Annotated in this window: 23 protein-coding genes; 14 read left to right on the top strand and 9 right to left on the bottom strand. The window is 71.8% G+C overall.

The genetic code is table 11. The features are described 5' to 3' along the window. Positions 1-106: 106 nt before the first annotated feature. Positions 107-337 (bottom strand): hypothetical protein, encoded by a 231-nt coding sequence (locus tag HY68_RS18840; RefSeq protein ID WP_041996546.1) that lies wholly within the window; start codon positions 335-337, stop codon positions 107-109. 68 nt (positions 338-405) lie between these two features. Between HY68_RS18840 and map the strand changes: the two genes are divergently transcribed. Together map and HY68_RS18830 are read left to right on the top strand one after the other, a co-directional pair. Continuing rightward, entirely contained in the window at positions 406-1,263 is an 858-nt protein-coding gene (gene map, locus HY68_RS18835) for a type I methionyl aminopeptidase (RefSeq protein ID WP_041990423.1), read from the top strand. 169 nt (positions 1,264-1,432) lie between these two features. Beyond that, positions 1,433-2,098 (top strand): biliverdin-producing heme oxygenase, encoded by a 666-nt coding sequence (locus HY68_RS18830; protein WP_041990421.1) that lies wholly within the window; start codon positions 1,433-1,435, stop codon positions 2,096-2,098. Positions 2,099-2,129: 31 nt separating this feature from the next. Here the strand turns inward: HY68_RS18830 and HY68_RS18825 are convergent, their stop codons facing one another. The 3 genes from HY68_RS18825 to HY68_RS18815 form a co-directional block, all read right to left on the bottom strand. Next, a complete protein-coding gene (locus tag HY68_RS18825; RefSeq protein WP_041996544.1) occupies positions 2,130-2,795 on the bottom strand; it encodes a PhzF family phenazine biosynthesis protein in 666 nt (221 codons plus the stop codon). An 88-nt stretch (positions 2,796-2,883) separates the two neighbouring features. Continuing rightward, entirely contained in the window at positions 2,884-4,470 is a 1,587-nt protein-coding gene (locus HY68_RS18820) for an HtaA domain-containing protein (RefSeq protein ID WP_041990419.1), read from the bottom strand. A 61-nt stretch (positions 4,471-4,531) separates the two neighbouring features. Next, positions 4,532-5,920 carry an HtaA domain-containing protein gene (locus HY68_RS18815; RefSeq protein WP_041990417.1) on the bottom strand — a complete coding sequence of 463 codons (1,389 nt, stop codon included), beginning with the start codon at positions 5,918-5,920 and terminating at the stop codon, positions 4,532-4,534. Positions 5,921-6,090: 170 nt separating this feature from the next. Between HY68_RS18815 and HY68_RS18810 the strand changes: the two genes are divergently transcribed. The 7 genes from HY68_RS18810 to HY68_RS18785 all read left to right on the top strand — a co-directional run bounded on the left by HY68_RS18810 (position 6,091) and on the right by HY68_RS18785 (position 13,520). Continuing rightward, a complete protein-coding gene (locus HY68_RS18810; protein WP_078863961.1) occupies positions 6,091-7,056 on the top strand; it encodes an ABC transporter substrate-binding protein in 966 nt (321 codons plus the stop codon). Between the two features lie 66 nt (positions 7,057-7,122). Next, on the top strand, positions 7,123-8,157 hold the full coding sequence (locus HY68_RS18805) for an iron ABC transporter permease (RefSeq protein WP_041990413.1): 1,035 nt from the start codon (positions 7,123-7,125) through the stop codon (positions 8,155-8,157). Continuing rightward, on the top strand, positions 8,154-9,035 hold the full coding sequence (locus HY68_RS18800; protein WP_041990411.1) for a heme ABC transporter ATP-binding protein: 882 nt from the start codon (positions 8,154-8,156) through the stop codon (positions 9,033-9,035). The genes HY68_RS18805 and HY68_RS18800 overlap by 4 nt, the downstream gene beginning before the upstream one ends. A gap of 190 nt (positions 9,036-9,225) precedes the next feature. Further along, entirely contained in the window at positions 9,226-10,374 is a 1,149-nt protein-coding gene (gene efeO / locus HY68_RS18795; protein WP_041990409.1) for an iron uptake system protein EfeO, read from the top strand. Positions 10,375-10,405: 31 nt separating this feature from the next. Next, on the top strand, positions 10,406-11,659 hold the full coding sequence (efeB, locus tag HY68_RS18790) for an iron uptake transporter deferrochelatase/peroxidase subunit (RefSeq protein ID WP_041990407.1): 1,254 nt from the start codon (positions 10,406-10,408) through the stop codon (positions 11,657-11,659). A 27-nt stretch (positions 11,660-11,686) separates the two neighbouring features. Further along, on the top strand, positions 11,687-12,652 hold the full coding sequence (gene efeU / locus HY68_RS40820; protein WP_078863675.1) for an iron uptake transporter permease EfeU: 966 nt from the start codon (positions 11,687-11,689) through the stop codon (positions 12,650-12,652). After that, positions 12,576-13,520, top strand: a complete 945-nt coding sequence (locus HY68_RS18785; protein ID WP_241778778.1) for a hypothetical protein — start codon at positions 12,576-12,578, stop codon at positions 13,518-13,520. The genes efeU and HY68_RS18785 overlap by 77 nt, the downstream gene beginning before the upstream one ends. Positions 13,521-13,581: 61 nt before the next feature. On the opposite strand, the gene HY68_RS18780 is transcribed toward HY68_RS18785, so the two are convergent. Further along, the gene (locus tag HY68_RS18780; RefSeq protein WP_041990403.1) at positions 13,582-14,334 is read right to left on the bottom strand and encodes a bifunctional DNA primase/polymerase; all 753 of its coding nucleotides are present in this window, start codon (positions 14,332-14,334) and stop codon (positions 13,582-13,584) included. 219 nt (positions 14,335-14,553) lie between these two features. Here HY68_RS18780 and ddaH point away from each other — a divergent pair, with 219 nt between their 5' ends. Next, the gene (gene ddaH / locus HY68_RS18775; protein ID WP_347560506.1) at positions 14,554-15,420 is read left to right on the top strand and encodes a dimethylargininase; all 867 of its coding nucleotides are present in this window, start codon (positions 14,554-14,556) and stop codon (positions 15,418-15,420) included. A 72-nt stretch (positions 15,421-15,492) separates the two neighbouring features. Here ddaH and HY68_RS18770 read toward each other — a convergent pair whose 3' ends face one another. Together HY68_RS18770 and HY68_RS18765 are read right to left on the bottom strand one after the other, a co-directional pair. Beyond that, on the bottom strand, positions 15,493-15,879 hold the full coding sequence (locus HY68_RS18770; protein WP_041990401.1) for an STAS domain-containing protein: 387 nt from the start codon (positions 15,877-15,879) through the stop codon (positions 15,493-15,495). Positions 15,880-16,074: 195 nt separating this feature from the next. Then, positions 16,075-17,127, bottom strand: coding sequence for a small ribosomal subunit Rsm22 family protein (locus tag HY68_RS18765; RefSeq protein ID WP_041990399.1), 1,053 nt, complete (start codon positions 17,125-17,127; stop codon positions 16,075-16,077). A 129-nt stretch (positions 17,128-17,256) separates the two neighbouring features. Between HY68_RS18765 and HY68_RS18760 the strand changes: the two genes are divergently transcribed. After that, positions 17,257-18,624, top strand: coding sequence for a hypothetical protein (locus HY68_RS18760; protein WP_041990398.1), 1,368 nt, complete (start codon positions 17,257-17,259; stop codon positions 18,622-18,624). A 50-nt stretch (positions 18,625-18,674) separates the two neighbouring features. Here HY68_RS18760 and HY68_RS18755 read toward each other — a convergent pair whose 3' ends face one another. Further along, positions 18,675-19,997: a multidrug effflux MFS transporter gene (locus tag HY68_RS18755; RefSeq protein WP_041990395.1), complete on the bottom strand. Its 1,323-nt coding sequence runs from the start codon at positions 19,995-19,997 to the stop codon at positions 18,675-18,677. Between the two features lie 79 nt (positions 19,998-20,076). On the opposite strand from HY68_RS18755, the gene HY68_RS18750 reads away from it, so the two are divergent. From HY68_RS18750 to HY68_RS18740, 3 genes are all read left to right on the top strand, one after another. Beyond that, positions 20,077-21,093 (top strand): Gfo/Idh/MocA family oxidoreductase, encoded by a 1,017-nt coding sequence (locus HY68_RS18750; protein WP_041990394.1) that lies wholly within the window; start codon positions 20,077-20,079, stop codon positions 21,091-21,093. 73 nt (positions 21,094-21,166) lie between these two features. Beyond that, positions 21,167-21,949, top strand: coding sequence for an SDR family oxidoreductase (locus tag HY68_RS18745; protein WP_041990392.1), 783 nt, complete (start codon positions 21,167-21,169; stop codon positions 21,947-21,949). 42 nt (positions 21,950-21,991) lie between these two features. Next, on the top strand, positions 21,992-22,882 hold the full coding sequence (locus HY68_RS18740) for a PhzF family phenazine biosynthesis isomerase (RefSeq protein ID WP_041990390.1): 891 nt from the start codon (positions 21,992-21,994) through the stop codon (positions 22,880-22,882). Here HY68_RS18740 and HY68_RS18735 read toward each other — a convergent pair. Further along, positions 22,872-23,354 (bottom strand): hypothetical protein, encoded by a 483-nt coding sequence (locus tag HY68_RS18735; protein WP_241778615.1) that lies wholly within the window; start codon positions 23,352-23,354, stop codon positions 22,872-22,874. The two genes, HY68_RS18740 and HY68_RS18735, sit on opposite strands and share 11 nt — an antisense overlap. Positions 23,355-25,011 lie beyond the last annotated feature (1,657 nt).

Here is a 25,011-nt window from a genome sequence, read left to right as displayed (position 1 = left end):
GCTGCGCCGGCCGTGGTCGCGCCGGTGGCGGGCGCGGAGGCCTGAGGGTCCTCGGCGGGAACCCGGGACGCCGGGGCTCAGGAGGTCGGGACCCGGGAGGCCGGGCTCAGGAGGCCGGGCCGTCGCCGCGGTTCGCGTCGTGCCAGTGCGGGTCGCTCTCCCACTCCTCGTTGCGCTCGCGCGCCGTCTCCATCGCGTGCTCGGCCTCCTCGCGGGAGGCGTAGGGCCCCATCCGGTCCTTGGCCGGGCAGTCGGGGCCCTCCTCGACCTTCTTGTGCTGCAGGCAGTAGTACCACTCGCCGGGTTTGCCGGCTGTGCGCTTCTTGAACAGGGCCATCTTCATTCCTTCCCTCGACGCCATGCTGCCCCATGAGGGGCGTTCGAACGCTGGATAGACTCTTTGTTATGTCTGGCCAGTCGCTGCTCGTACCAGGGGAGCTCTCTCCCGCACGCTCCGTCCCCGGAAACATCCGGCGCCCCGAGTACGTCGGGAAACCGATGCCGGCGCGGTACACCGGACCCGAGGCGCAGTCCGACGAGATCATCGAGCGGATGCGGATCGCGGGCCGTATCGCCGCCGACGCGCGGGAGGAGGCGGCGAAGCACATCGCGCCCGGGGTGACCACGGACGAACTGGACCGGGTGGCCCACGAGTACATGTGCGACCACGGCGCCTACCCCTCGACGCTGGGCTACCGGGGCTTCCCCAAGTCGCTGTGCACCTCCGTCAACGAGGTGATCTGCCACGGGATCCCGGACTCCACGGTGCTGCGGGACGGCGACATCGTGAATCTGGACGTCACCGCCTACATCCACGGGGTGCACGGCGACACCAACGCCACCTACTTCTGCGGCGATGTGGACGAGGAGTCGAGGCTGCTCGTCGAGCGGACCCGCGAGTCGCTGAACCGCGCGATCAAGACCGTCAGGCCCGGCCGGCAGATCAATGTCATCGGGCGCGTCATCGAGTCGTACGCGAAGCGCTTCGGCTACGGCGTGGTCAGGGACTTCACCGGGCACGGCATCAACACCTCCTTCCACTCGGGGCTGGTGATCCCGCACTACGACAGCCCGCAGGCCACGACCGTGATCAAGCAGGGCATGACCTTCACCATCGAGCCGATGCTGACGCTCGGCGGGTACGACTACGACATGTGGGACGACGGCTGGACAGTCGTGACGAAGGACCGCAGGCGGACGGCGCAGTTCGAGCACACGCTGCTGGTCACGGCGACGGGCGTCGAAATCCTCACGCTGCCCTGAGCCGGACACCGGGTGGCGGTGGGAGCCGGGCGGGAGTCTTACCGACAGCACGTCGGGAAACTGTTGACTTAGGTAAGCCTAAGTTAGAGGATCGGTGCTGGCGGCACACTGTGCCGCCGGCGCAGGCGCGTTCGCCTGCTCCCGCACCTCTCGGCCCCGGAGGCCAGCCTTGGACGCAACCGCCACCGCCACCCCGTTCTCCACACTCCTGCGCGAGGCCACCCACGAGGAGCACACCCGGACGAACACCTCCACCTTCATGACCGACATGCTCAACGGCGGGCTCGGGGTGGACGCGTACACCCGGTACACCGAGCAACTGTGGTTCGTCTACGGGGCGCTGGAACGCGCCACCGACCTGCTCGCGGACGATCCGGTGGCCGGCCCCTTCGTCCGGACGGAACTGGCCCGCACCCCCGAGCTGGAGCGCGATCTGGCGTATCTGCGGGGCGCCGACTGGCGCACGGGCCTGGAGCCGCTGCCGGCGACCGCCACGTACGCGGCGCGCATAGAAGAGTGCGCCCGCACCTGGCCGGGCGGCTATGTGGCCCACCACTACACGCGCTACCTCGGCGACCTGTCCGGCGGCCAGATCGTCCGCGACACGGCGGAGAAGACCTGGGGCTTCGCCCGCAAGGGCGACGGGGTGCGGTTCTACGTCTTCGAGTCCATCACCAACCCGGCTGCCTTCAAGCGGGGTTACCGCGAGATGCTCGACGCGGTGGCGGCCGACGAGCTGGAGAAGCGGCGCATGGTCGAGGAGTGCAAGCGCGCTTTCGACTTCAACGGCGCCGTGTTCGCCGAGCTGACCGCTTCCTTCTCACGCAGCGCGTGAGCGTACCGGGCGTGGCCGCGCGGACGCGCGGCTACGCCGGGTCGCCCGCGGGCCCCAACAGCAGGACCCGGCCGCCGAGTTCGATCTCGCCGTCCGGGGCGGGCGCCGTGATGAGCTGGGAGCCGCGGCCCTGGGTGATGTTCAGGGCGCGGCCGAGCCGATCCGTGAGCAGCAGCGCCGCCGCGCCCGTCGCCTCGTCCTCAACGATGCCGTCGTCCCGGCGCGGGAAGGCGCGGGCCCTGACCCGGCCCGCCGCCTCGTCCTGCCAGGCCCAGGCGTAGAGCCAGCCTTCGCCGGGCGGCGGCGCCGGCAGTGCCTCGACCTCGGCGACGGAGCCGTACTGCTGTAGCTCGCGCGGCGGGGCCCATTCGGGCCGGGCGGTGATCCAGGTGAACTCGCCGTCCTGGCGCACCCACACCTCGCCCGCCGGCGGGTTGACCGCTTCGACGTCGAGCAGCCAGGCGACACCCACCAGTGGGTGTCCCGCGAACGGCAGCCGCAGCCCCGGTGTGTAGATGTCCACCACGCCGCGCTCCGGGTCGTCCACGAACACCGTCTCGCTGTAGCCGAGTTCGGCGGCGATGGCCTGCCGGGACGCCTGGTCGGGGTGGTTCCTGCCCTCGCGCACGACGCCGAGCGTGTTGCCGTGTCGGCCGTCGGCGGCGCAGAAGACGCGGAGCACGTCGATGTCAGTCACCCCGGCATTGAAGCACCACGGGGTGACCGGCCGCACCGCCGGTTCTCGCGCGGTGCGGCCGTTCTCGTGCTGCCTGCCGGCTGTTGGTTCAGCCTGCGTGCGGTGCCGTACGGCGGCGGCGCGCGGCGAAGACGACGGCCGCGCCCGCGGCGGCGATGGCTCCCGCCGCACCGAGGAGGGCGCCGGTGGGAAGGTCGGACCCGGTGGAGGCGAGGGCGCCGGTGTCGGTCGTCAGACCGCTGCCGCCGACCGAGCCGCTGCCGGTGCTGCCGCCGGTGCCGGAGCCGCCCGTGCTGCCGGACGGGTCGTCCGTGCCGCCGCTGCCGCCGGTACCGCCCGGGAGGTCGGCGCCCGCGTCCAGGGAGACCGCGAGCGTCAGCTTGTCGAGGGACGTGCCCGCCGGGTACATCCCGCCGAACGCCTCGGTGCCGTCGGCGGTGAGGGTCGCGGGGACGGCGCTCAGGGTCAGCACGCCGTCCTTGGCGGCCAGTTCACCGGCCGGGAGGTCGAGCGTGGCGAAGGTGAGGCCCTGGTACGTCGAGACCTTGTGCGTCTCGCGGTCCTTGGTGGCGACATCGGCGACGAGCGTGCCCTTGCCGTCCTTCACCGCGACCTGGAAGCCGCTGAGGGTGAGGTCGAGGACGTACTCCCCTGCTTCCTGGTGACCGAGGAAGCGGACGCTGCCGCCGAAGGACGCGGCCAGGCTCTGCTCGGACGCGTCGAAGGTGCCGGCGCCCTTGGGGAAGCGGTACGCGGTGCCCGACTGCGTGGCGCCTGCGGCGAGTTCGACCTTGCCGGCCGCGATCGGGCCCGTGATGTACGTACGGAAGGACTCCTTGACGCCCCAGTCGAGGTTGCCGTCCACGATCGCGCCGTCCACGGCCGCCGGCTGCGAAGCGGGCGGCGGGACCGGGGTCGAGCCGGTGGGCGTCGGGGTCGGCTTCGTGGTCGCCGGCGGGTCGGTGGGCGCGGTCTCGGTGGGGGTGGGGTCCGGGTCGGTGCCGGGGTCGGTGACCGTCGGCGACGGGTCGGGCTCGGGGGTCGCGTAGTGGACGGCGAGCGTGGCCGGGTCGAGCGCCGTGCCTTCCGCGTACATGCCGTTGAACGCCTTCGCGCCGTCGGCGGTCAGCTTGGCCGGGATGTCCTTGAAGACCATCGCGCCGTCGGCCGTCTCCGGGCGGACGCCCGCCAGGTCGATCGAGGCGAGGTCGATGTCGTCCTGGGTGGCGCCGTTGAGGGTGACGTCCGCCTGGATGGCGCCGGTGGTGCCCTCGGTGACGAGCTTGACGTCGGCGACCTTGATGTCGAAGCCGTGGGCGGCCGAGGAGAAGCGCACGGCGCCGTCGAAGTCCGTGCTGACGTTGTGGGTGGCCGGGTCGTAGGAGCCCGTGCCGTTGCCGAAGGTGAAGGCGCCGTTGCCGGCCGCCTGGGTGGCGCCGTCGGACGGGGTGATGGTGCCTGCGGCGATGCCGGTCACATAGGAGCGGAAGGACTGCTTGAGCCCCCAGTCCAGGGTGGAGTCGGTCAGCTCCAGCTTCGGTGCGGCGGCGGGCGCCGCCTGCGCGGCGGCGGGTCTGCCGGCCGCGAACGCGGGGAGCGCGAAGGCCGTCGCTCCCAGGGCGGTCACCGTCGCTACGGCGGCGGCGAGGGCTATCGGGCGGGCGGTGGTTGCCATGGTTCGGGGTTCTCCTCTGAGGTGGTGTGACGTGATGTGTGAGGGGGTGCTGCGTGCGGGCTCAGCGCGCGGTGCGGCGCCTGATGGCGACGTACACGCCGAGCGCCGCGAGGACGAGCAGACCGGCGCCGATCGCCGCGTAGGTCCCGGCGCCGACGGACGGCGAGGAGGACGCGGCTTCGGCGGGCTGCTCGGTGGGGCCGGTGGTGGCCTGCGGCGAAGCGGACGGCGCCGCCGACGCGGCCAGGGTGGTGTCGCTGCCGAGGTCGGGCAGTGCGGGCAGTTGCGCCTTCGTGTCGACGGCGACGGCCAGCGACAGGGGGTCCATCGCCGTGCCGGCCTCGTAGAGGGAGCCGAAGACCTTGGCGCCGCGCGAAGTGAGCTTGGTGGGAGCCTCGTCGAGGCTGACGAGCCCCTTCTTGGCGGTGATGTCCTCGGCCGGGAAGGTGACCAGGGGCACGGCGTTCGCGGACAGTGTGCCCGTGCCGTCCTTCACCCGCACGGTGACCTTGGTCAGTGTCAGGTCGAGTCCGGCGCCCTGGAAGCGGACACTGCCGGCGAAGGCGGCGTCGAGTGTGCGCCCTGCCGGGTCGTAGCTGCCCTTCCCGCGCGGGAAGCGGAACAGTGCGCCGCCGTCCTGTGCGCCGTCGCTCAGCGTCCACTTCCCCTTGGCGATGGGGCCGGTGACGTACTCGCGGTAGGTGCGGCGGACGCCCCAGTCGACGGCCGCCGTCCGGAAGGCACCGGTGGTGTGTTTCTTCGGTGTGCGCGCTTTCGGTGTGCCCGGTTCCGGCGCCGAGGTCGTCGCGGGTGCCGGCTTGGCGGGAGTCAGTGTGTCGACCGAGAGGCTGACCGGGTCGAGCGCGGTACCGGCCGTGTAGTACCCGGCGAAGGCGGTGGCGCCCTGCCCGGTGAGCCTGGCCGGGAGGTTGTTGAGGGTGACGGGGGTCGAGCCGCCCCGCATGTTGATCCCGGCCATGCCGAGGGTGGCGAGCGGGACCTGGGCTGCCGTGCTGACCCGGCCGGATCCCTTGGCCTTGCTGGTCATGTCCGCGTAGAGGGTGCCCGCGCCGCCGGAGATCCGCACCGTCGGCCGGCTGATGGTGAGGTCGAGTTCGTACGAGCCGTCCGTCTTCCGGTGGCCGAGGAAGTGCACGCCGCCGGAGAAGCCGGCCCGGAGCGTGCCGCTGTCCGGGTCGTAGGAGCCGGTGGCCGAGTGGAACTGGAACTGGCTGCCGCCGACGGTCGCCGCACCTCCGGTGAGGCTCCAACTCCCGTTCGCGATGGGCCCGGTGACATAGCTCTGGAACGAGGACTTGATGCCCCAGACCAGTCTGCCGCCCCGCACCGTACGGTCCGCCGCCTGCGCGCTGCCCGCGGGGAGCAGCGCTCCCGGCAGTGCGACGAGCAGTGCGGCGGCAAGTACGCGCACGGGTCTGAAGGGCAGCATGACATGGCTCCTGGAGGGCGTGAGAGATGCGGGACTCGCTAGGAAGGTAAGGCTAACCTAAGCTACATTCGAGCCAGAGCGGAACCCTCCGCCACCACAGGAACAGGACGGTGCACTCCGTGCGCAGATCACGCCTGGCGGGTGCACTCGTCTCGGTGCTCGCCCTCGCCATGACCGCGACCGGCTGCGGCGCCGACGGTGGTGACACAGCCGCGGGCAGTGGCAGTGGCAGCGCCGCCGCCCGCCCGGCCGACCGGGTCGAGCCGCTGGCGACAACCCCCGTACCCCGGCTGCCGGTCACCGTCGACTCCGCCGACGGCGGCAGGACCACCGTCACCTCCACCGACCGGATCGTGCCGCTCACCGGCTCGCTGAGCGAGATCGTCTTCACCCTGGGCCTCGGCAAGCACGTCGTGGCCCGTGACATCACCGCCACCTTCGAGCAGGCGGCCCAACTGCCGGTGGTGACACGGGCGCACGACGTCTCGGCGGAGAGCGTGCTCTCCCTGCGTCCCACCCTCGTCATCGCCGACACGACCACGGGACCCGCCGAGGCCGTCGACCAGATACGCGACGCCGGTGTCCCGCTGCTCGTCGTGAAGCCGGCCAAGTCCCTCGCCGACGTCGGACCCCGGATCGACACCGTGGCGGCGGCCCTCGGCGTCAAGGCGGCGGGCACCGCGCTCAAGGAGCGTACGGAGCGGCGGATCGCCGCCGTGCGGAAGGACATTCCGCCGCACGGGAAGGACGGCAGCCCCCGGGTCGCCTTCCTCTATCTGCGCGGCTCGGCGTCCGTATATCTGCTCGGGGGCGCCGAATCCGGGGCGAGTTCGCTGCTCGAAGCGGCGGGAGCCGTCGACGCGGGCAAGGCGTCCGGGCTGCGGAAGGACTTCACGGCCATCACCAGCGAGGCGCTGGCGAAGGCGGCACCCGACGCGATCCTCGTCATGACCAAGGGACTTGAGTCCGTGGGCGGCCCCGAAGGGCTGGTCAAGATCCCCGGTGTAGCCGAGACCCCGGCGGGGATGGACCGCAGGATCGTCTCGGTCGACGACGGCGTCCTGCTCAACTACGGTCCGCGCACCGACGAGGTGCTGAGGTCGGTCGTCGACCAGCTCTACCCGGACGGGATGTGACGGGCCGTGACATCGACGTCACGACCGGGGCCACGACCGGCGTCACGCACGTCCCCCGCGCGCGGCGTGAGCCTGCCCGGTAACACCGCGCTGCTGACCGGCGGGATGCTCGCCGCGCTGCTGGTGCTCGCGCTGCTCTCCGCCGGCATCGGCGCGTACCACATCCCCTTCGGCGACGTACTGGCCTCCGTACAGCACCGGTTGGGGCTCGGCGGAACCCCGCTGGACCGGGTAGGCGAGAGCGTCCTGTGGAACGTACGGCTGCCGCGTGTGGTGCTGGCACTGCTCGTCGGCTCGTCGCTCGGCTGCGCCGGGGCCCTGATGCAGGGGGTGTTCGGCAATCCGCTCGCCGAACCCGGCGTCATCGGCATCTCGTCGGGGGCGGCCGTCGGCGCCGTCGCCTCGATCGCGCTGGGCCTGACCTTCTTCGGCAACTGGACGGTGACCGTCTGCGCGTTCGTGGCGGGGCTGGTGACCGTCCTGCTGGTGTACGCGCTGTCCCGCTCCGGCGGCCGTACGGAAGTGGTGACCCTGATCCTCACCGGTATCGCGGTGAACGCGTTCGCCGGGGCGCTGATCGGTCTGTTCATCTTCTTCGCCGACAGCGCGCAGATCAGCCAGATCACCTTCTGGCAGCTCGGTTCGCTGGCGCAGGCGACCTGGCCGAAGGTGCTCGCCGTGCTGCCCTGCGCGCTGGCGGGTCTTGCCGTGGCGCCGTTCTCCGCGGGCAAGTTGGACCTGCTCGCGCTCGGCGAGCGGCCCGCCCGCCATCTCGGGGTCGATGTGGAACGGCTGCGGGTGGTGCTGGTCCTGGTGGTCGCGCTGCTCACGGCCGCCGCCGTGGCCGTGGCCGGAATCATCACCTTCGTCGGACTGCTCGTACCGCACCTGCTGCGGATGGCGCACGGCCCCGGACACCGGTTCCTGGTGCCGGGCAGCGCACTTGGCGGCGCGCTGGTGCTGGTGGCGGGCGATCTGGCGGCCCGTACGGTCGCCGCGCCCGCCGAGCTTCCGCTGGGTGTGCTGACGGCGCTGTTCGGCAGCCCGTTCTTCTTCTGGCTGCTCCGGAGGACCCGGCGCGGACAGGGCGGCTGGGCATGATCCTCAACCGTCTCTTCGGCGACGCGCGCGGGCTGGCGCTGCCCGAACGCCCCTCCCCCGGCGCGCCCGTCGCCGAAGCCGCCCGGCTCCATGTGCGGCTCGGCGCACGCTCCGTACCCACGAGGGACGCGCCCGCCAAGAACGTGCTCAGCGGAATCGATCTGGCGGTGCGCGCCGGTGACGTACTCGCGCTCGTCGGACCCAACGGCGCCGGCAAGTCGACGCTGCTCGCCGCGCTCGCCGGTGACGTGCCCCCGGCGGACGGCGAGATACGGCTCTGCGGCCGTCCCGCCGCCGGCTGGTCGGCGGCCGAACTCGCCCTGCGCCGCTCCGTGCTGCCCCAGGCCGCCACCCTCTCGTTCCCGTTCCCCGTCGGGGATGTCGTACGGATGGGCCGGGCGCCCTGGGCGGGCACCGAGCGGGCGGACGAGGACGAGGCGGCCGTCGCGGAGGCGATGGCGGCCACCGAGGTCACCGCGTTCGCCGGCCGGCCCTTCTCCGCGCTCTCCGGCGGCGAACGGGCCCGGGTCGCGCTGGCGAGGGTGCTCGCCCAGCGGACACCGCTGCTGCTGCTCGACGAGCCGACGGCCGCGCTCGATCTGCGCCACCAGGAACTGGTGTTACGGATCTGCCGGGAGCGGGCGGCGGCCGGGGACGCCGTCGTGGTCGTCCTGCACGATCTGGGACTCGCGGCGGCGCACGCCGACCGGGTCGCCGTCCTGCACGAGGGCGTGATCGCCGCCGAGGGACCGCCCGCCGCGACCTTCGACGCCGAACTGCTCAGCCGGGTCTACCGGCAGCCCGTCGAGGTGTTTCCGCACCCCCGCACGGGGACACCGCTCGTGATCCCCGAGCGCGCGCCGAAACCGCCTTCTTGACCGGTGCTTGACCTGATTCTGGGACGACCCACGGCAGACCGTGACCGCACTGTGTCCCTCGGCCGAAAGCGGCGAAGAGTGAGATGCGTATCACTGGACGGACGCCCTCCGGTCAGGTAAGCCTTCGTTAAGTTAGGTCTGCCTCACCTGCTTGTGCCACCTACTTCTTCCAGCCATTGTGGAGTTCCGCATGCGCCCCGTCCGCCTCTCCGTCGTCACCGCAGCCACCGCGCTGGCTGCTCTGACCGCCGTCACCGGTTGCGCCGACAAGAGCGACTCGAAAGCCTCCAGCGGCGGCAGCGGTTCGATCCAGGTCACCGCAAAGGACGACTCCTGCACCGTCTCGAAGAAGTCGTTCCCCTCGGGCCATGTCGAGCTGGCCGTGGAGAACAAGGGCTCCAGAGTCACCGAGGTCGAACTCCTCTTCCCCGACGACCGGATCGTCACCGAGCGCGAGAACCTCGGCCCCAGCACCAGCGCGAAGATCACCGCAGAGGTGAAGGCCGGTTCGTACGAGATCGCCTGCATCCCCGGGATGAAGGGCGACGGCATACGCCAGAAGGTCACCGTCACCGGCGGCACAGCGGCCCAGCGCAGCCCGGAGATGGACGCGGCCGTCGCCGGCTACCGCAAGTACGCGCAGGAGCAGGCCGACGCGACGCTGCCGAAGGTGAAGGTGTTCACCGACGCCGTGCGCGCCGGTGATCTGGAGGCGGCGAAGAACGCGTTCGCGCTCTCCCGGGTGGGCTGGGAGCGCACCGAGCCGGTGGCCGAGTCGTTCGGTGACATCGACCCGAAGACGGACACCCGCGCCGACGGCCTGGAGGCCGGCCAGAAGTGGACCGGCTGGCACGCGCTGGAGAAGCAGCTCTGGCAGGACAAGAAGCTCGGCTCCGACGCGACGCCGCTCGCCGACCAGCTGGACAAGGACCTCGCCGACTGGCAGCAGCGCGTGGGCAAGGCCGAGATCACCCCGACCTCCATGGCCAACGGCGCCAAGGAGCTGCTGGACGAGGTCGCCTCGGGGAAGGTCACGGGTGAGGAGGACCGCTACAGCCACACCGACCTGTCCGACTTCAAGGCGAACGTCGAAGGCGCCCAGCAGGCGTACGAACTGCTCAAGCCCATCGCGTCGAAGAACGACCCGGCGCTGACCACCGAGCTGGACAAGCAGTTCACCGCGATCGGCACGCTGCTCGACAAGTACCGCAGCACGTCGAGCCCCGACGGCTTCGTCTCCTACGACAAGGTCACCAAGGCGCAGCGCAAGGAGCTCTCCAACGGCGTGAACGCGCTCGCCGAGCCGCTCTCGAAGCTCGCGGCGGCCGTCACCAAGTAGCGCCGTCACCAAGCAGAGGGGAGAGCCGACGATGGACGAGCAGACCAACTCGTCGTCCCCGTCGCGCCGTTCGTTGCTGGGCTGGGGCGGTGCCGGGCTCGCGCTCGGCGCCGCGGCGGCCGGCGGTACGGTCGCGGCGCTGAGCGACGGGGGTGATGACTCGGCGGCGCCCGCCGCCGATACGGGCGCCGCCGTCGCCTTCCACGGCGCGCACCAGGCGGGGATCGCGACCGCCGTCCAGGACCGGCTGCACTTCGCCTCGTTCGACGTGACGACCGAAGACCGCGCGGAACTGGTCCAGTTGCTGAAGGACTGGACCCGGGCCGCCGAGCGGCTGACCGCCGGCAGCACCATCGGGGAAGGCGCCTTCGGCGGCATCGACGAGGCGCCGCCGGACGACACGGGCGAGGCGGTCGGACTGCGCCCGTCCCGGCTCACCCTGACCGTGGGGTTCGGCCCTGGCCTGTTCGCCAAGGGCAGGTTCGGGCTCGAAGGACAGCGCCCGGCCGCCCTGGCCGACCTGCCGAAGTTCCCCGGCGACAACCTCGACCCGGCGCGCAGCGGCGGCGATCTGTGCGTCCAGGCATGCGCCGACGACCCGCAGGTCGCGGTGCACGCGATCCGCAACCTGGCGAGGATCGGCTTCGGCAAGGTCGCCATCCGCTGGTCCCAACTGGGCTTCGGCAAGACGTCGTCGACCACCCCCGACGCCCAGACCCCGCGCAACCTCTTCGGGTTCAAGGACGGCACGGTCAACATCTCGGGCACCGACACCAAGACGCTGGACAACCATGTCTGGGTGCCGGAGAAGGACGGCCCCGGCTGGATGACCGGCGGCTCCTACCTCGTGGCCCGGCGGATCTCGATGCGTATCGAGATCTGGGACCGCACCGGGCTCAAGGAGCAGGAGGACGTCTTCGGCCGCGACAAGGGCGAAGGCGCCGCCTACGGCAAGGCGCACGAGCGTGACGCGCCCAACCTCAAAGCCCTGCCGCCGACTTCGCACGTACGTCTCGCCCACCCCGACACCAACAGCGGGGCCAGGCTGCTGCGCCGCGGCTACTCCTTCACCGACGGTACGGACGGACTCGGCCGGCTCGACGCCGGGCTGTTCTTCCTCGCGTACCAGCGCGACATCCGCGACGCCTTCATCCCCGTACAGACGCGCCTCGCGCGCACCGACGCGCTCAACGAGTACATCCAGCACGTGGGTTCAGCGGTCTTCGCGATCCCGCCGGGCGTCCGTGACAAGGACGACTGGTGGGGCCGGGCCCTGATGTCCTGAGCATCTCCTGAGCAGAAAGGTCCCGCCGTGTTCGGCAACTATCTCATCGGTCTGCGCGAGGGTCTTGAGGCCAGTCTCGTCGTCTGCATCCTGGTGGCCTACCTGGTGAAGACGGGCCGGCGTGACGCGCTGCGCCCGATCTGGATCGGGGTGGCCGTCGCGATCGTCATCGCGCTCGGCTTCGGCTTCGGGCTCGAATACGGCTCGCAGGAGATGACGTTCGAGGCGCAGGAGGCGCTCGGCGGTTCGCTGTCGATCGTCGCCGTCGGTCTGGTGACGTGGATGGTCTTCTGGATGCGGCGCACGGCGCGGCACTTGAAGTCGGAGCTGCACGGCAAGCTCGACACCGCGCTCCAGATGGGTACGGGCGCGCTGGTCGCCACCGCCTTCCTCGCCGTCGGCCGCGAGGGCCTGGAGACGGCGCTGTTCGTCTGGGCGTCGGTGCGGGCGTCGCAGGACGGCACCCACGGGCCGCTGCTCGGTGTGGTGCTCGGCATCGCGACCGCCGTCGTGCTCGGATACCTCTTCTACCGGGGCGCGATCCGGATCAATCTGGCCAAGTTCTTCACCTGGACCGGCGGCATGCTGGTGATCGTCGCCGCCGGCGTCGTCGCGTACGGCGTGCACGACCTCCAGGAGGCCGACATCCTCGGCGGACTGACGCACACGGCCTTCGACATCAGTGACACGATCCCGCCGGACAGTTGGTACGGCACGCTGCTGAAGGGCGTCTTCAACTTCCAGCCCGATCCGACGGTCGTTCAGGCCGTGGTGTGGCTGGTGTATCTGATCCCGACGCTCGCCCTGTTCCTCGCCCCGGTAGGGTTCGGACGGTCAGCGCGGGGTGGGGTCAAGGAGCAGAAGGCGACCGATGAGAAGGCCGATTCGGGCAGCGGCGGGGGTCGCGACGGCGGCGGTGCTGTCGTTGGCGGCGAGCGGGTGCGTGACGGTGCACGGGGAGCTGGCGGTTCTTCCGGCGGTCCAGCGCAGTGAGGCCGCCAAGGCGCTGGCGCAGTTCACCGACGCGTACAACGCGGCCGACAAGGCGTACGATCCGGCGCTCGACGCGAACCGGGTGACCGGCGCGCTCGGCGCGATCAACCAGGCGGGGCTCAAGGCGCGCAGCATCACGAGCCCCGACGGCAACGCCGGGCACCAGGACCTCGAACTGACCGACCCGGTCTTCACCATCCCCAAGAAGGCCGGCTGGCCGCGGTGGTTCGTCGCGGTCGCCGACAGCAACCGCGACCGGGACAGCGGCCCCGGGGACAACAGCTGGGTGCTGGTGTTCCTGCGGCACAGTGTGAGCGAGCCGTGGCAGGCCGCGTATCTGACGATCCTCTCCCCCGACGAGATCCCGAAGTTCAAGACGGACAAGGACGGTTGGGCGCAGCCGGTGCCGGCGGACAGCACGGCGACCACGGTGCCTCCCAAGGAGCTGAGCGGCCAGTACGCCTCGTATCTGAAGAGCGGTCAGCCGGACACCTTCGCGAAGGGTCCGCACACCGACGGGTGGCGTGCCGACCGCGCGAAGGACGCCAGGCTGCCGGGGCTCACCACGCAGTACATCGACCAGCCGGTGACGGGTGGGGACTTCGAGCCGCTGGGTCTCGCCACGGAGGACGGCGGCGCGCTGGTGTTCCTCACCACGCGGTTCTTCGAGCGGCAGACGGCGGCGAAGGGCTACCGGCCGAAGGTGAGCGCCGACGTGGCCGCGCTGATGACGGGCGAGGTGACGAACACCGTCACGCAGGAGTCGGTGTCGAGCGCGGCCGTGTACGTACCCAAGCGCGGCGCCGACCCGTCGCAGGTGATCGTGGCGGGCCGGCTCCAGGGCATCACGGGAGCGAAGGGCTCGTAACGCCGGCCGAAGGGCTCGTCGGGGTCCGGGCGCGGTCGTCGGCGGGCCGCGGGGCCGGCGCTCAGCGGCCGAGCGGCCAGGCCACCGCGTGCGGGTCCAGCTCGCCGTTCTCCCCCGCGTACCGGGCACAGGCGTCGGTCAGCGTCTCCAGCAGCGACAGCGGATCGGGCAGCGGATGCTCGGGGCCGCGCAGCCAGCCCACGGCCAGCTCACCGGGCAGCCGGGCGGGCGGTACGAGCACGTAGCTGCCCCGGCAGTGCCAGCGCAGGCCCGGGTGCTCGTCCATCGTCTCGGGATGGCAGTCCAGCTCGCAGGGCCACCACTCGTCCTCCTCCTCGGGAGTGCCGCGGGTGGCGGTGAAGAACAGCATCCGGTCGCCGCCCGAATCGGCGACGGGCCCGACGTCGACACCGGCGTCCAGCAGCCGCTCCAGCGCCCTGCTGCCCGCTTCGAGGGGGACGTCCAGCACGTCGTGGACCATGCCGGTCGCCGTGATGAAGTTCGCCAGGGGCTGGTTGCGCGCCCAGCGCTCGATCTGCGCGCGGTCGGTGGTCGACTGCGTCTGCCAGGCGAACGAGATGGGGTGCCGCGCCGGGGTGGGACAGCCGATCCGCTCGCACGAACACCGGTAACCGAGCGGGTGCGCCGCTGGGGCGATGGGCATACCGGCCTCGGCGACGGCGAGGAGCAGTCCCTCCCTGGCCGCTGCTTCGCCCTCGCGGGCGGAGTCCGCCGCGGCCTTCTTGGGGCGGCGTCGCAGCCACTGGGGAATCCTGCCGTCCGTGCCGCGATAACGGCCGAAATCGTCGCCCATGTATCCCCTCACAACCCTCGCACTCGCCCCTGCGGACACTGCCATGGTCGCACCATCCTGCTACCCGGCGGGCCGCTCTCCCCAACCGGGGGGCGCGGGCCGAGGTGCCGGGCGGGGGTTCATCACGGACTATGTACTGATATGCGGTACCGGTACGGGCGGCTGCGGGACACGAACCACCCGATCGGATCACAGCGGTCCGGCCGCTCGGAGCGGACCATGGCTCTCACGCACAATGTCGTGCGCACCATCGCTCGTGAGGAGCCCACATTGCCTCGTGAAGCCTCGCCCCGCCGGTACCTGATGTGCCCGCCGGCCCACTTCAGGGTGACGTATTCGATCAATCCCTGGATGGACCCGGCCAAGCCGGTGGACCTGCCGCTCGCCCTCGCCCAGTGGGAGGACCTGCGCGACCGCTATCTGGCCCTCGGCCACTCCGTTTCCCTGCTGGAGCCCCGCCCCGAACTGCCCGACATGGTGTTCGCGGCGAACGGCGCCACCGTCATCGACGGGCGCGTGCTCGGTGCCCGCTTCGCCTACGAGGAGCGCGTACGGGAGGCCGAGATCCATCTGGAGTGGTTCCGCTCCCGCGGCTACGCCGACGTACGCGAACCCGCGCACATCAACGAGGGCGAGGGCGACTTCGCCGTGACCGGCTCGTACGTGCTGGCGGGGCGCGGCTTCCGGTCGAGTCCGCTGTCGCACAGCGAGGCCCAGGAGTTCTTCGGGCGGCCGGTGATCGGGCTCGATCTCGTCGATCCGCGCTACTACCACCTGGACACCGCGCTGTGCGTGCTGGACGAGGCGGCGGACGAGATCATGTACTACCCCGGCGCCTTCTCACCGGGCAGCAGGGCCGTGCTCGCCCGGCTCTTCCCCGGCGCGCTGATCGCGGCGGAGGAGGACGCGGCGGCGCTCGGTCTGAACGCGGTCAGTGACGGACGTCACGTACTGCTGCCGCAGGCGGCCGTCGGACTGTACGAGCCGCTGCGGGAGCGCGGCTTCGAGCCGGTCGGCATCGATCTCGGTGAGCTGCTCAAGGGCGGCGGCAGCGTGAAGTGCTGCACGCAGGAGCTGCGGGGCTGACCCGGGGCCTGAGCTGCCACCTGGGCTCACCGGCGTCCTGGTCGCCGGTGAGCCGGGCCGGACCGGCATGTCTCAGCAGCCCGCCGCCGCGTGCCACGCGGGGTCACGGGGTGACGGCACGTGCGCGGCCGGACGGGCGAACGGCAGCCCGCCGAGCAGGAATTCACAGCCCGTCAGTTCGATGACCCGGTACGTCAGCGGCTGTGGACGACAAAGCCTCAGGACACCACCGGCTTCGGTGACGTTGAGCGAGGCGAGCAGGAACGAGTTGAGCCCGCTGCAGTCGCAGAAGGTGACGTCGGACAGATCGATGTCGACGGTCAGCACGCCGTCGTTCAGGCACCCCTGGACCGACTCGCTTACCAACGCGGCCATGTCCAGATCGATTTCTCCGGACAGAGTGAGCAACGTCCGGTCCGTACTGTCGTGTCGACGGACAGTCAGTTGGGGTTGCGGCATGACGCCTCGGTTCGGAAGACCCGCCGGTCGACTGTCGCGGACGAACCGGGCTTCCGATCCTTCCGACGTGCGTCCGGTCGGGTGTGCTCCGGCGGCTGCGTCTCACAACGCCCTACCACCGGCCGCCGGGGTCTCGGGCGTCTCCCGCAGCATAGTCCCGCCTGGGGCCGCACGGGCGGTCGCAGGGCATCTGTCTCAGTCGGTGTCCGGCGGCCAGGCGTCGCCCCAGGCCGTGTCACGCGCGGCCCGGTACAGCGGCCCCTGCCGCTTGGCGACGATCGTCCGCAGCAGCCCGTCGTCCACGGTGCACAGGTCGAGCAGCACCTGCCCCTTGCGGATCTGCGGCTTGCGGATCACCCGTGCCGTTACGGGAAGCGCGTCGACCGGCGGCGCGTCGAAGCGCACCGCCGCCACGTAGCTGAACTTCTCGTCCTCGTACGGCAGCGAGCCGCCCTTCACCTGCCGGTGCAGCGACGACCTGCTGACCCGGGCGGCGAAGTGGCACCAGTCCGTGCCCTGTTCGATCGGGCAGCGGCCACTGTGCGGGCAGGGCGCCACGACCCGCAGCCCGGCGGCGATCAGCTGGTCACGGGCCTCGATGATCCGCAGATAGCCGTCGGGGGTGCCCGGTTCGACGATCACCACAGCCTGTCCCGCCCGCGCCGTCTCGTCGACGAGCGCGGCGCGGTCCCGTTCGGTCAGCTCCTTCAGCACGTACGAGACGGTCACCAGATCGGCCTCGGGAAGCTTCAGCGCCCCGCCGATCCTCGCCCGCCGCCACTCGGCGGTCCGCGGCCCCACGGCGTGCGACCCGGCCGCCAACTCCCTGCCCAGGTCGAGCGCGGGGGCGGCCCAGTCCAGCACGGTGGTCGTCCGGGGCGTCCCGCCCTCGCTCCCGTCCGGGGCCGTCCCGGGCCGCTGTTCCCAGACCGCTTCGGCGGCCCAGACCGCTGCGCCCGTGCCCCCGCCGACGTCGAGCTGGCTCGCCGGCTCCCAGTACGGGGCCGCGTCCGCCAGCGCTTCGAGCGCCGCGCGTACGGCTTCGAACGTCGCCGGCATCCGGTACGCGGCGTAGGCGGCGACGTCCGACCGGTCGCGCAGCAGGGGCGCGTCGGTCGGGGTGGTGCCCCGGTAGTTGGCGATCAGCCGGTCGACGGCCTGCGCGGCCTGGCTGGGCGGCAGTCCGTCGAGCAGTCCGGCGAGCGCGGCACGCAGGGCTTCCGCGGTGGAGTGGGTCGCGTCGTTCACCACCGAATCGTAGGGGGTCGGGACGGGGCGTCCGGCGCATAACGGCACGGACGTAACGGTACGGGATCGAACTGCTGCGAACAGTGAGGAAGTTGCTACTCTGACGGCCATCGGGACCATGGGGGGACCATGAGGCAGCGCGTCGTACGACTGACCCTGGTGGCCGGGGTGACCGTGCTGGCGCTGCTGCTCCTGGTCGCCATGTGCGGCGGCGGGGGAAAGGGCGACGGCTCGGACGGTCCGGGGAGCGCGGGCGGTTCGGACGGCTCGGGCGGTCCGACGCCCGCGTCGGGCGCCGCACCGGGCGCGGCGCCCGCCACGCGGCTGACCGTGCCGCCCTCGTACGACACGGGGCGCGGCTGGGACATCGCGGGCGTCTCCCCCGACTACGCGCTCGCGGCGACGGCCGGCACCGTCGCCTCGCTGGAGCGCTCCGGCGCCGACCGGTTCCGGCTGCGCACGCTCGACTACGCGACGGGCAAGCCCCGTTGGACCGGTGCGCCGTGGCGACCGCTGTTCGCCGCCGACCGCTACCCCGACCGCTTCCCCGGGCTGCTGTCCGTCACGAAGGGCGCCGCCGAGTACGTCGCGACCTGGTCGTACGGGAAGCTCGAACCGCGCGGGACGACTCCGTCCGACTCCGTCGTCTCCCTCGACGTGTACGACGCGGCCGACGGCTCCCGGCGCCATGTCGAGGTGCCGTGGTCCGGTGACCCGACGGTCTCCGCCGACGGGCCCGGGATCCTGATCACCGACGGGCGGGCGACGAGCGCGGTCGTCGACCCGGCCGACGGCAGCGTGACCAAGGTCCCGCAGAGCAAGCTCGGTTATCCGAAGGACTGTCCGGGCTGCCGCAGACTCACCGAGGTGCGAGGCGTCACCGCCAAGGGCCTGTTGGTGGGCGGCGACGGCGGGTTCTGGGTGCGCGGCGGCTGGTCCAGCCGTACGGTCGCACCGGCCGGCGCCGACCCGGCGACGGGTAAGGCCGCTTCGACGGCCGCCGGTTACGTACTCGCGAAGTGGCAGCGCCCCAAGAGCGCCAAGGACGCGGCCACACACGAGATCTGGGCCCTGCACGACGCGTCGACCGGCAAGGCCGTCGCCCGGGTCAGCTGCCGCAAACCCGCGATCGAACCGGGCGACGACCCCCGCCTCCTGGCGTCGCCCGGCGGGCACTTCCTGATCGCGGGGCGGCTCGCCTTCGACGTGGACGCGAGGACGGGCCGCTGCTTCGAGGAGCCGGACGGCACCGCACCGCTGACCCTGACCGCGGTCACGGACTACGGCACGGCGTACGGCGCGAAGAACGCGCTGAGCGTGCCGGAGGCGGCGGCCGGCAGCGGGATCCCCTTCTCCGTCGACCTGGCGGCCGGTACCCCCGAGGCGCTGGCGGCCAATGTGCGGCTGCCGGTGGGAGAGGCGGCGGGCGTCGGCCTGTTCCGCTGGACGGACGCCCGTGACGTACCGCACCTGACGGGGTACCCGGAGCGCGGCTGACCGCGAGGGCTACGTGCGAGGGCTACGAGGCCCCGCTGCGTGGCGGCCCTTCACGCGGCGGGCACGGCTCCCGCCGGTGGCCGGTTGCGCTGCCAGGGCCGTACCAGACCGAAGAAGCACGCGACGGACCCGACCGCGCAGACCACCTGGACCACGGCCATCGGGACGGCCGTGTGTTCGCCGGCGATCCCGACGAGGGGCGAGGCCACGGCCCCGATGAGGAACGAGGACGTGCCGATGAGGGCGGAGGCCGAACCCGCGGCGTGCGGGGTGCGCATCAGGGCCTGCGTGTTGGTGTTGGGCATCGCGAGCCCCATCGCCGACATCAGGACGAACAGCGCGGCGGCGACGGGGAACAGGCCCACGTCCCCGAACACCCCGGTCGTCATCAGCAGCAACGACACGGCCGCGACGACGACCACCCCGAGGCCGAAGGTGAGCGCCTTGTCCATGCTGACGCGGCCGACCAGGATCTTGCCGTTGATCTGCCCGACGATCATCAGGCCGATGGAGTTCACGCCGAACAGCAGACTGAACATCTGCGGCGACGCCCCGTAGATCTCCTGCACCACGAACGGCGAGGCCGACACGTACGCGAACAGCGCGGCGAAGGCGAGCCCGCCCGACAGCAGATAGCCGCTGAACACCCGGTCGGCCAGCAGCGACCGCATGGTGCGCAGGGCGGCCCCCACTCCCCCGCTGTGCCGGCGCTCCGGCGGCAGCGTCTCGTGCAGGCACTTCCACACGACCAGCGTGAGCAGGATGCCGACGACGGTCAGCACCACGAACACCCCGCGCCAGTCCGTGATCCGCAGCACCTGGCCGCCGAGCACGGGCGCGATGACCGGCGCGACACCGGAGATCAGCATCAGGGTGGAGAAGAACCGCGCCATCTCGATGCCGTCGTACAGGTCACGCACCACGGCGCGGGCGATGACGATACCGGCGGATCCGGCGAGCCCCTGCAACAGCCTGAATCCGATGAGGAGTTCGGTGTTGGGGGCGAGGGCGCAGATCGCGGTGGCGAAGATGTAGACGACCATCCCGAGCAGCAGCGGCCTGCGCCGCCCCCAGCGGTCGCTCATCGGCCCGATGACGATCTGGCCGAGCGCCATGCCCGCGAGGCACGCGGTGAGGGTGATCTGTACGGTCGCGGCGGGCGCGCCCAGCGAGCGGGTGACCGCGGGCAGCGCCGGGAGGTACATGTCCATGGAGAGCGGCGGCAGTGCCGTGAGCCCTCCGAGTACGAGGGTGACCAGCAGACCTACGCGGCGGGTTGCGGGCGTACTGGTGGCTTTCTGGCTGGATTCCTGCTGCCGCCGGCGCGGTATCCGTCCTTGTCGTTCACGAGTGGTTTGGCCGCCGTCCGGCATCCGCGTCTCCATGTAGTTGAATCGACTATCTATGCTCTCAGAGCGGCGGAGTGGTTCAGAACCAGTTAATGAGGCGTTGATGACAGCGGTACGAGCGGGACACGAACAAAAGGTGCGCTGGGGTGTCGTGGCCACCGGTGGTATCGCCGCGCGGTTCACCGAGGACGTCCAGGCGCTGCCGGACGCCGAGGTGGTGGCGGTGGCATCGCGCAGCGAGGCCCCGGCGAAGGAGTTCGCCGGCCGGTTCGGGATCCCCCGCGCGTACGGGGCGTGGGCGGACCTGTTCGCCGACGACGAGGTGGATGTCGTCTACGTCGCCACCCCGCACTCGGCGCACCGGGCGGCTGCGGGCGCCGCGCTGGCGGCGGGCAAACCGGTGCTGTGCGAGAAGGCGTTCACCATCAACGCCCGCGAGGCCGAGGAGCTGGTGGCGCTCGCGGGCGAGCGCGGCCTGTTCCTGATGGAGGCCATGTGGATGTACTGCAACCCGGTGATCCGCCGGATGGTGCGGTTGGTACGGGACGGCGCGATCGGCGACATCCGCACGGTCCAGGCCGACTTCGGCCTGCAGGGCCCGTTCGCTCCCGAACACCGCTTGCGCAACCCCGACTTGGGCGGGGGCGCGATCCTCGACCTCGGCGTCTACCCGGTGTCCTTCGCGCAACTGCTGCTCGGCGAACCGGACCGGGTGCAGGCCGATGCGCTGCTCTCCCCGGAGGGCGTGGACCTCAACACCGGGATGCTGCTGGGCTGGGACTCGGGCGCGACGGCGCTGCTGAGCTGCTCGGTGACGGGCGCCACGCCGACGACGGCGACGGTGACCGGCACGGAGGGGCGTATCGAGGTCGCTTCGGCGTTCTTCAACCCGGACCGGCTGGTGCTGCGCCGTGAGGGTGAGGAGCCGGTGGAGTACACGGCGGCCGGCGAGGCTTCGGAGCTGGCGGGGATGCAGCACGAGGCGGCCGAGGTGATGCGCTGCCTGCGGGCGGGCGAGACGGATTCGCCGCTGATCCCGCAGGCGGGGACGCTCGCGGTGATGCGGACGCTGGACCGGGTGCGGGAGCAAGTGGGCGTGCGGTTCCCGGTGGACGCGTAGTCGGGGTCGTTCCGTATCGCCGGGGCGCGTGTGTCCCGGTCGGGGGCGCCCCGGTCCCGTACGCTGCGGGGCCATGAACGCCAAGCAGAAGATCGCAGTGGTGACGGGAGCGGGCTCGGGCATCGGACGGGCCGTGGCGCCGGTGCTGAGCGGCGCGGGCTGGTCGGTGGTGCTGGCGGGACGGCACACCGAGACGCTGGAGGAGACGGCGGCGGCCGTTGCGGCTGCCGCCGGGTCCGCCGCTCAGTCCGCCGCCGACGTGCTGACCGTACGCACGGACGTGTCGGTCCCGGAGGACGTGGACGCGCTGTTCGCAGCGGTGCGTGAGCGGTACGGGCGGCTGGACCTGCTGTTCAACAACGCGGGCACGTTCGGGCCGGCCGGCTACGCCCTGGACGAACTGCCCTTCACGGCCTGGCAGAAGGTCGTGAACACCAACCTGACCGGCGCTTTCCTGTGCGCGCAGGGCGCGTTCCGGCTGATGAAGGCGCAGGACCCGCAGGGCGGCCGGATCATCAACAACGGTTCGATCTCGGCCCACGCGCCCCGGCCGAACTCGGTGGCGTACACGGCGACCAAACACGGCATGACCGGGCTGACGAAGTCCCTTTCGCTGGACGGCCGCCCGTACCGGATCGCCTGCGGCCAGATCGACATCGGCAACGCCGCGACGGACATGACGGCGCAGATGCAGCGCGGTGTGCCGCAGGCCAACGGCGAGCTGGCGGTGGAGCCGGTGATGGACGCGGCGGACGTCGCGCGGACGGTCCTGCACATGGCGGAGCTGCCGCTGGAGGCGAACATCCAGTTCGCGACGGTGCTGGCGACGACGATGCCGTACGTGGGGCGCGGCTGAGGGGACGGGAATGGATCCTTGCCCGCGACAGTTGCGCGACACATGACGGAACATCCAGTAGCCGACGCGACTGACGGCCCCGAGATCCTTCGCTACACCGCCTTCTCCAGCACCCCGGAGGGCGGCAACCGGGCGGGCGTCGTCCTCGACGCCACCGGCCTTGACGACGGACGGATGCTGGCGATCGCCGCCGAGCTGGGCTACAGCGAGTCGGCGTTCCTGACGCCGCCCCCGGCAGGACTCGGCGAGCCCAGCAGGGCGTTCACCATCAGGTACTTCAGCCCGAAGGCCGAGGTGCCCTTCTGCGGTCATGCGACGGTCGCGACGGCCCTCGCCCTGGCGGAGCGGACAGGCCCCGGCGACCTGGTGTTCGCGACGCGGGCGGGCACCGTACCTGTGACGGTCACGGAGACCGACGGCGCGCTGCGGGCGACGCTCACCAGCGTGGAGCCGCATGTCGAGGCCGCGCCCGACGAGGACGTACGGGAAGCCCTGGCCGCGCTCAACTGGCCCGCCACGGACCTCGATCCGGACCTGCCGCCGCGTATCGCCTTCGCCGGAGCCCGCCACCTGGTGCTGGCGGCGGCGACCCGCGCACGGCTGGCGGACCTCTCGTACGACTTCGACCGGCTGGCGGCGCTGATGCACCGGCGGGACCTGACCACGGTCCAACTGGTCTGGCGCGCATCGGAGTCGGTGTTCCACGTCCGCGACCCCTTCCCGGTCGGCGGCGTGGTCGAGGACGCGGCGACGGGCGCGGCCGCTGCGGCGTTCGGCGCGTACGCCCGCGAACTGGGCGCCGTACCGGCCGACGCGGTCCTCACCCTGCACCAGGGCGAGGACATGGGCCGGCCGGGGGTACTGACGGTGGAGCTACGGGCGGGCGACGCGCGGGTGCGGGTGAGCGGCGCGGGAACGGCGATCAAGGAGTAGCTGTCCTGAGCCGGCTCTCGACCCGGTCGATCCGGCGCAGGGCGCGCCGGTTCATCCACACCAGCCAGCCGAGGAACAGGACGCCGAAGGCCGCCATCACACCGCCGCGTACATACTCGCCGACGGCGAACCAGAACGCGGACCCGCCGAAGACCATCACGGCAAGCAGCGGAAACGCCCACCCCCGCGCCCGCGTCAGCTTCTCCCGCCGCCGCCGCGCGAGCCGGGCCATGGCCTGCCGCTCGGCGGGGTCGTCGGGGATGTCCCCCTTCATGATGCGCCGGTCGAGCGCGGGCACGGCGGCCGAGTCGACCCCGACGGACCCGGCGTCGGCCCGGCGCCGCCGGACGATCCACCAGGACATCCACCCGGCGTATACGATCCCGCCGATCACGGCCCCGGGCCAGGCATCAAGCCCGGAGAACGCCAACCGCAACCCCACCCAGAGCACCAGCGCGACACTGGCGAACACCCACCACCGATCCCGCCGGGGCGGCTTCCCCTGCGTATCCGTCTGCACGCTCCCCTGCTCAACCCTCGCGTAGCCCACAACGCCACCCCCTGCTCCGTAACGCCCCTGCTGTGCGGTCGCGTTGCGAGTACCCGGGGATGGATGCCCGATGCGGTCGGCGGAGGAACGGGCTCGTGGTCCCGGCTGCCGGGTGCCGGGCGGCAGGCGGCAGGCGGCAGTGGCGTGGGGCGACTCGGGTTGGCTCGGCGTCCAGCACGGGGGGTGGTCGGTTGCGACTCATGCCCCGCTGACCACTGTGGGGCGGTGGGTGCGGGTCAGGGCGGCATGAGCCGGGACCTGTGCGGACCGGGAAGTTAGCTGGTCGGAGGGCCGCCCCTGAGGTTTGAGTGTCGCGGTTGCGGTCCGGGCGTCAAGGGCGCTCCTTCGTCGCGTCGGCTGCGCCGATTGCGCTGCGCTTCACCCTTGACGCCCGGCCCTCCACCGCAAGGGAAGGCTGGGGGGGGCGGCCGGGGGGCTCCACGGGGGAGCTGGGTTCGTGGTGGCGGGTGCTTGGCCGACTGGCGGGTGCCACGCGGCAGTTGCATGGGGGGACTCCGGTCAGCTCGGCGTCCGCCCCCACCGGGGAGCGGCTGAGACTCATGCCCCGCCGGTCACTCTGGGGTGGGAGCAGTCGGGATGGTCTGCTGGCGGAGGTAGGTGGGCCGAGCATCGGGCCGGTGGGTGGGGTGGGTGTGACTGGAGTGACGGGGGATGGCTCGTGAGACGGCCGTCGGACACCTTTTGCGTCCCGTGTTGCGTTAGGCGCGCCATAGAGCGCTTGGGCGGGCGGAGGGTCCTGGGAGGCGGGGTGGGTGTGACTGATGGGGCAGAACTGGACCCGTGGGATGGCGGTCCGGCCTCTTATGCGTGGGGAGTTGCATTCCGCGCGCTGCGGAGCGCACCCAGGAGAATGGGCCGGTGTCGGGGATCCCACGGAGTGGAAGTGGGCTACGGCAGGGGGCCGTCGTGGGTTGAGGCGCCCGCCACCCGCGCGAATCGGCTGTCAGGCATCCCCACCAGCGCACCCCTGCCCCACCAGTCACACCCGCCCCATCGCCTGGCTGTCCCGCCGTTCTGATACGCCCCGCAGCGCATCTAACGCAACCACCCACGCAAAAGGCACCCGCCGGCGGCCTCACCGAGCACTCGTGTCACATCCGCCCCACCGACGGGCCCGGGTACGGCCCCTGGACCCACCCGACCCCACCGAGACCAGGACCGCCGGGCCGATAGAACACCCGTCGCCCCACGCCCCGCACGAAACACCCGGCCCGGGGCCATCTCAGCGGCCTGACACCCTCCGTGGTGCGCTTAACGCAACACGGGACGCAAAAGGCGCCGGATGGCCGCCCCACGAACCATCCACCGTCACCCCAGTCACACCCGCCCCGCTCACCGGCCCGATGCCCGGCCCCACTACCCAAGCCGGGGCACCCTCCCGCCCCGGACCCACCTCCAGTGATCAGCGGGGCATGAGTCTCAGCCGCTGCCCGGCCTGGGTGGACGCCGAGCCGGGCCGAGTCCCCCCATGCAACTGGTGCGTGGCACCCGCCGCCCGGCCAAGCAGCCGTCACCACGAGCCCAGCTCCTCCGTGGAGCCCCCCCCCCGGCCGCCCCC

It is taken from the genome of Streptomyces sp. AcH 505 (genome assembly GCF_000818175.1).
GTDB lineage: Bacteria > Actinomycetota > Actinomycetes > Streptomycetales > Streptomycetaceae > Streptomyces.
This window is presented reverse-complemented; position numbering and strand designations above follow the sequence as displayed.

Bases quoted from the DNA above. Each gene is read 5' to 3' on its own strand.
- HY68_RS18800 (WP_041990411.1), top strand. From the start codon at position 8,154: ATGATCCTCAACCGTCTCTTCGGCGACGCGCGCGGGCTGGCGCTGCCC.
- HY68_RS18810 (WP_078863961.1), top strand. From the start codon at position 6,091: ATGACCGCGACCGGCTGCGGCGCCGACGGTGGTGACACAGCCGCGGGC.
- HY68_RS18755 (WP_041990395.1), bottom strand. From the start codon at position 19,997: ATGCCGGACGGCGGCCAAACCACTCGTGAACGACAAGGACGGATACCG.
- HY68_RS18760 (WP_041990398.1), top strand. From the start codon at position 17,257: ATGAGGCAGCGCGTCGTACGACTGACCCTGGTGGCCGGGGTGACCGTG.
- efeO (WP_041990409.1), top strand. From the start codon at position 9,226: ATGCGCCCCGTCCGCCTCTCCGTCGTCACCGCAGCCACCGCGCTGGCT.
- efeB (WP_041990407.1), top strand. From the start codon at position 10,406: ATGGACGAGCAGACCAACTCGTCGTCCCCGTCGCGCCGTTCGTTGCTG.
- HY68_RS18740 (WP_041990390.1), top strand. From the start codon at position 21,992: ATGACGGAACATCCAGTAGCCGACGCGACTGACGGCCCCGAGATCCTT.
- HY68_RS18815 (WP_041990417.1), bottom strand. From the start codon at position 5,920: ATGCTGCCCTTCAGACCCGTGCGCGTACTTGCCGCCGCACTGCTCGTC.
- HY68_RS18820 (WP_041990419.1), bottom strand. From the start codon at position 4,470: ATGGCAACCACCGCCCGCCCGATAGCCCTCGCCGCCGCCGTAGCGACG.
- map (WP_041990423.1), top strand. From the start codon at position 406: ATGTCTGGCCAGTCGCTGCTCGTACCAGGGGAGCTCTCTCCCGCACGC.
- ddaH (WP_347560506.1), top strand. From the start codon at position 14,554: ATGGCTCTCACGCACAATGTCGTGCGCACCATCGCTCGTGAGGAGCCC.
- HY68_RS18780 (WP_041990403.1), bottom strand. From the start codon at position 14,334: ATGGGCGACGATTTCGGCCGTTATCGCGGCACGGACGGCAGGATTCCC.
- HY68_RS18745 (WP_041990392.1), top strand. From the start codon at position 21,167: ATGAACGCCAAGCAGAAGATCGCAGTGGTGACGGGAGCGGGCTCGGGC.
- HY68_RS18750 (WP_041990394.1), top strand. From the start codon at position 20,077: ATGACAGCGGTACGAGCGGGACACGAACAAAAGGTGCGCTGGGGTGTC.
- HY68_RS18840 (WP_041996546.1), bottom strand. From the start codon at position 337: ATGGCCCTGTTCAAGAAGCGCACAGCCGGCAAACCCGGCGAGTGGTAC.
- HY68_RS18770 (WP_041990401.1), bottom strand. From the start codon at position 15,879: ATGCCGCAACCCCAACTGACTGTCCGTCGACACGACAGTACGGACCGG.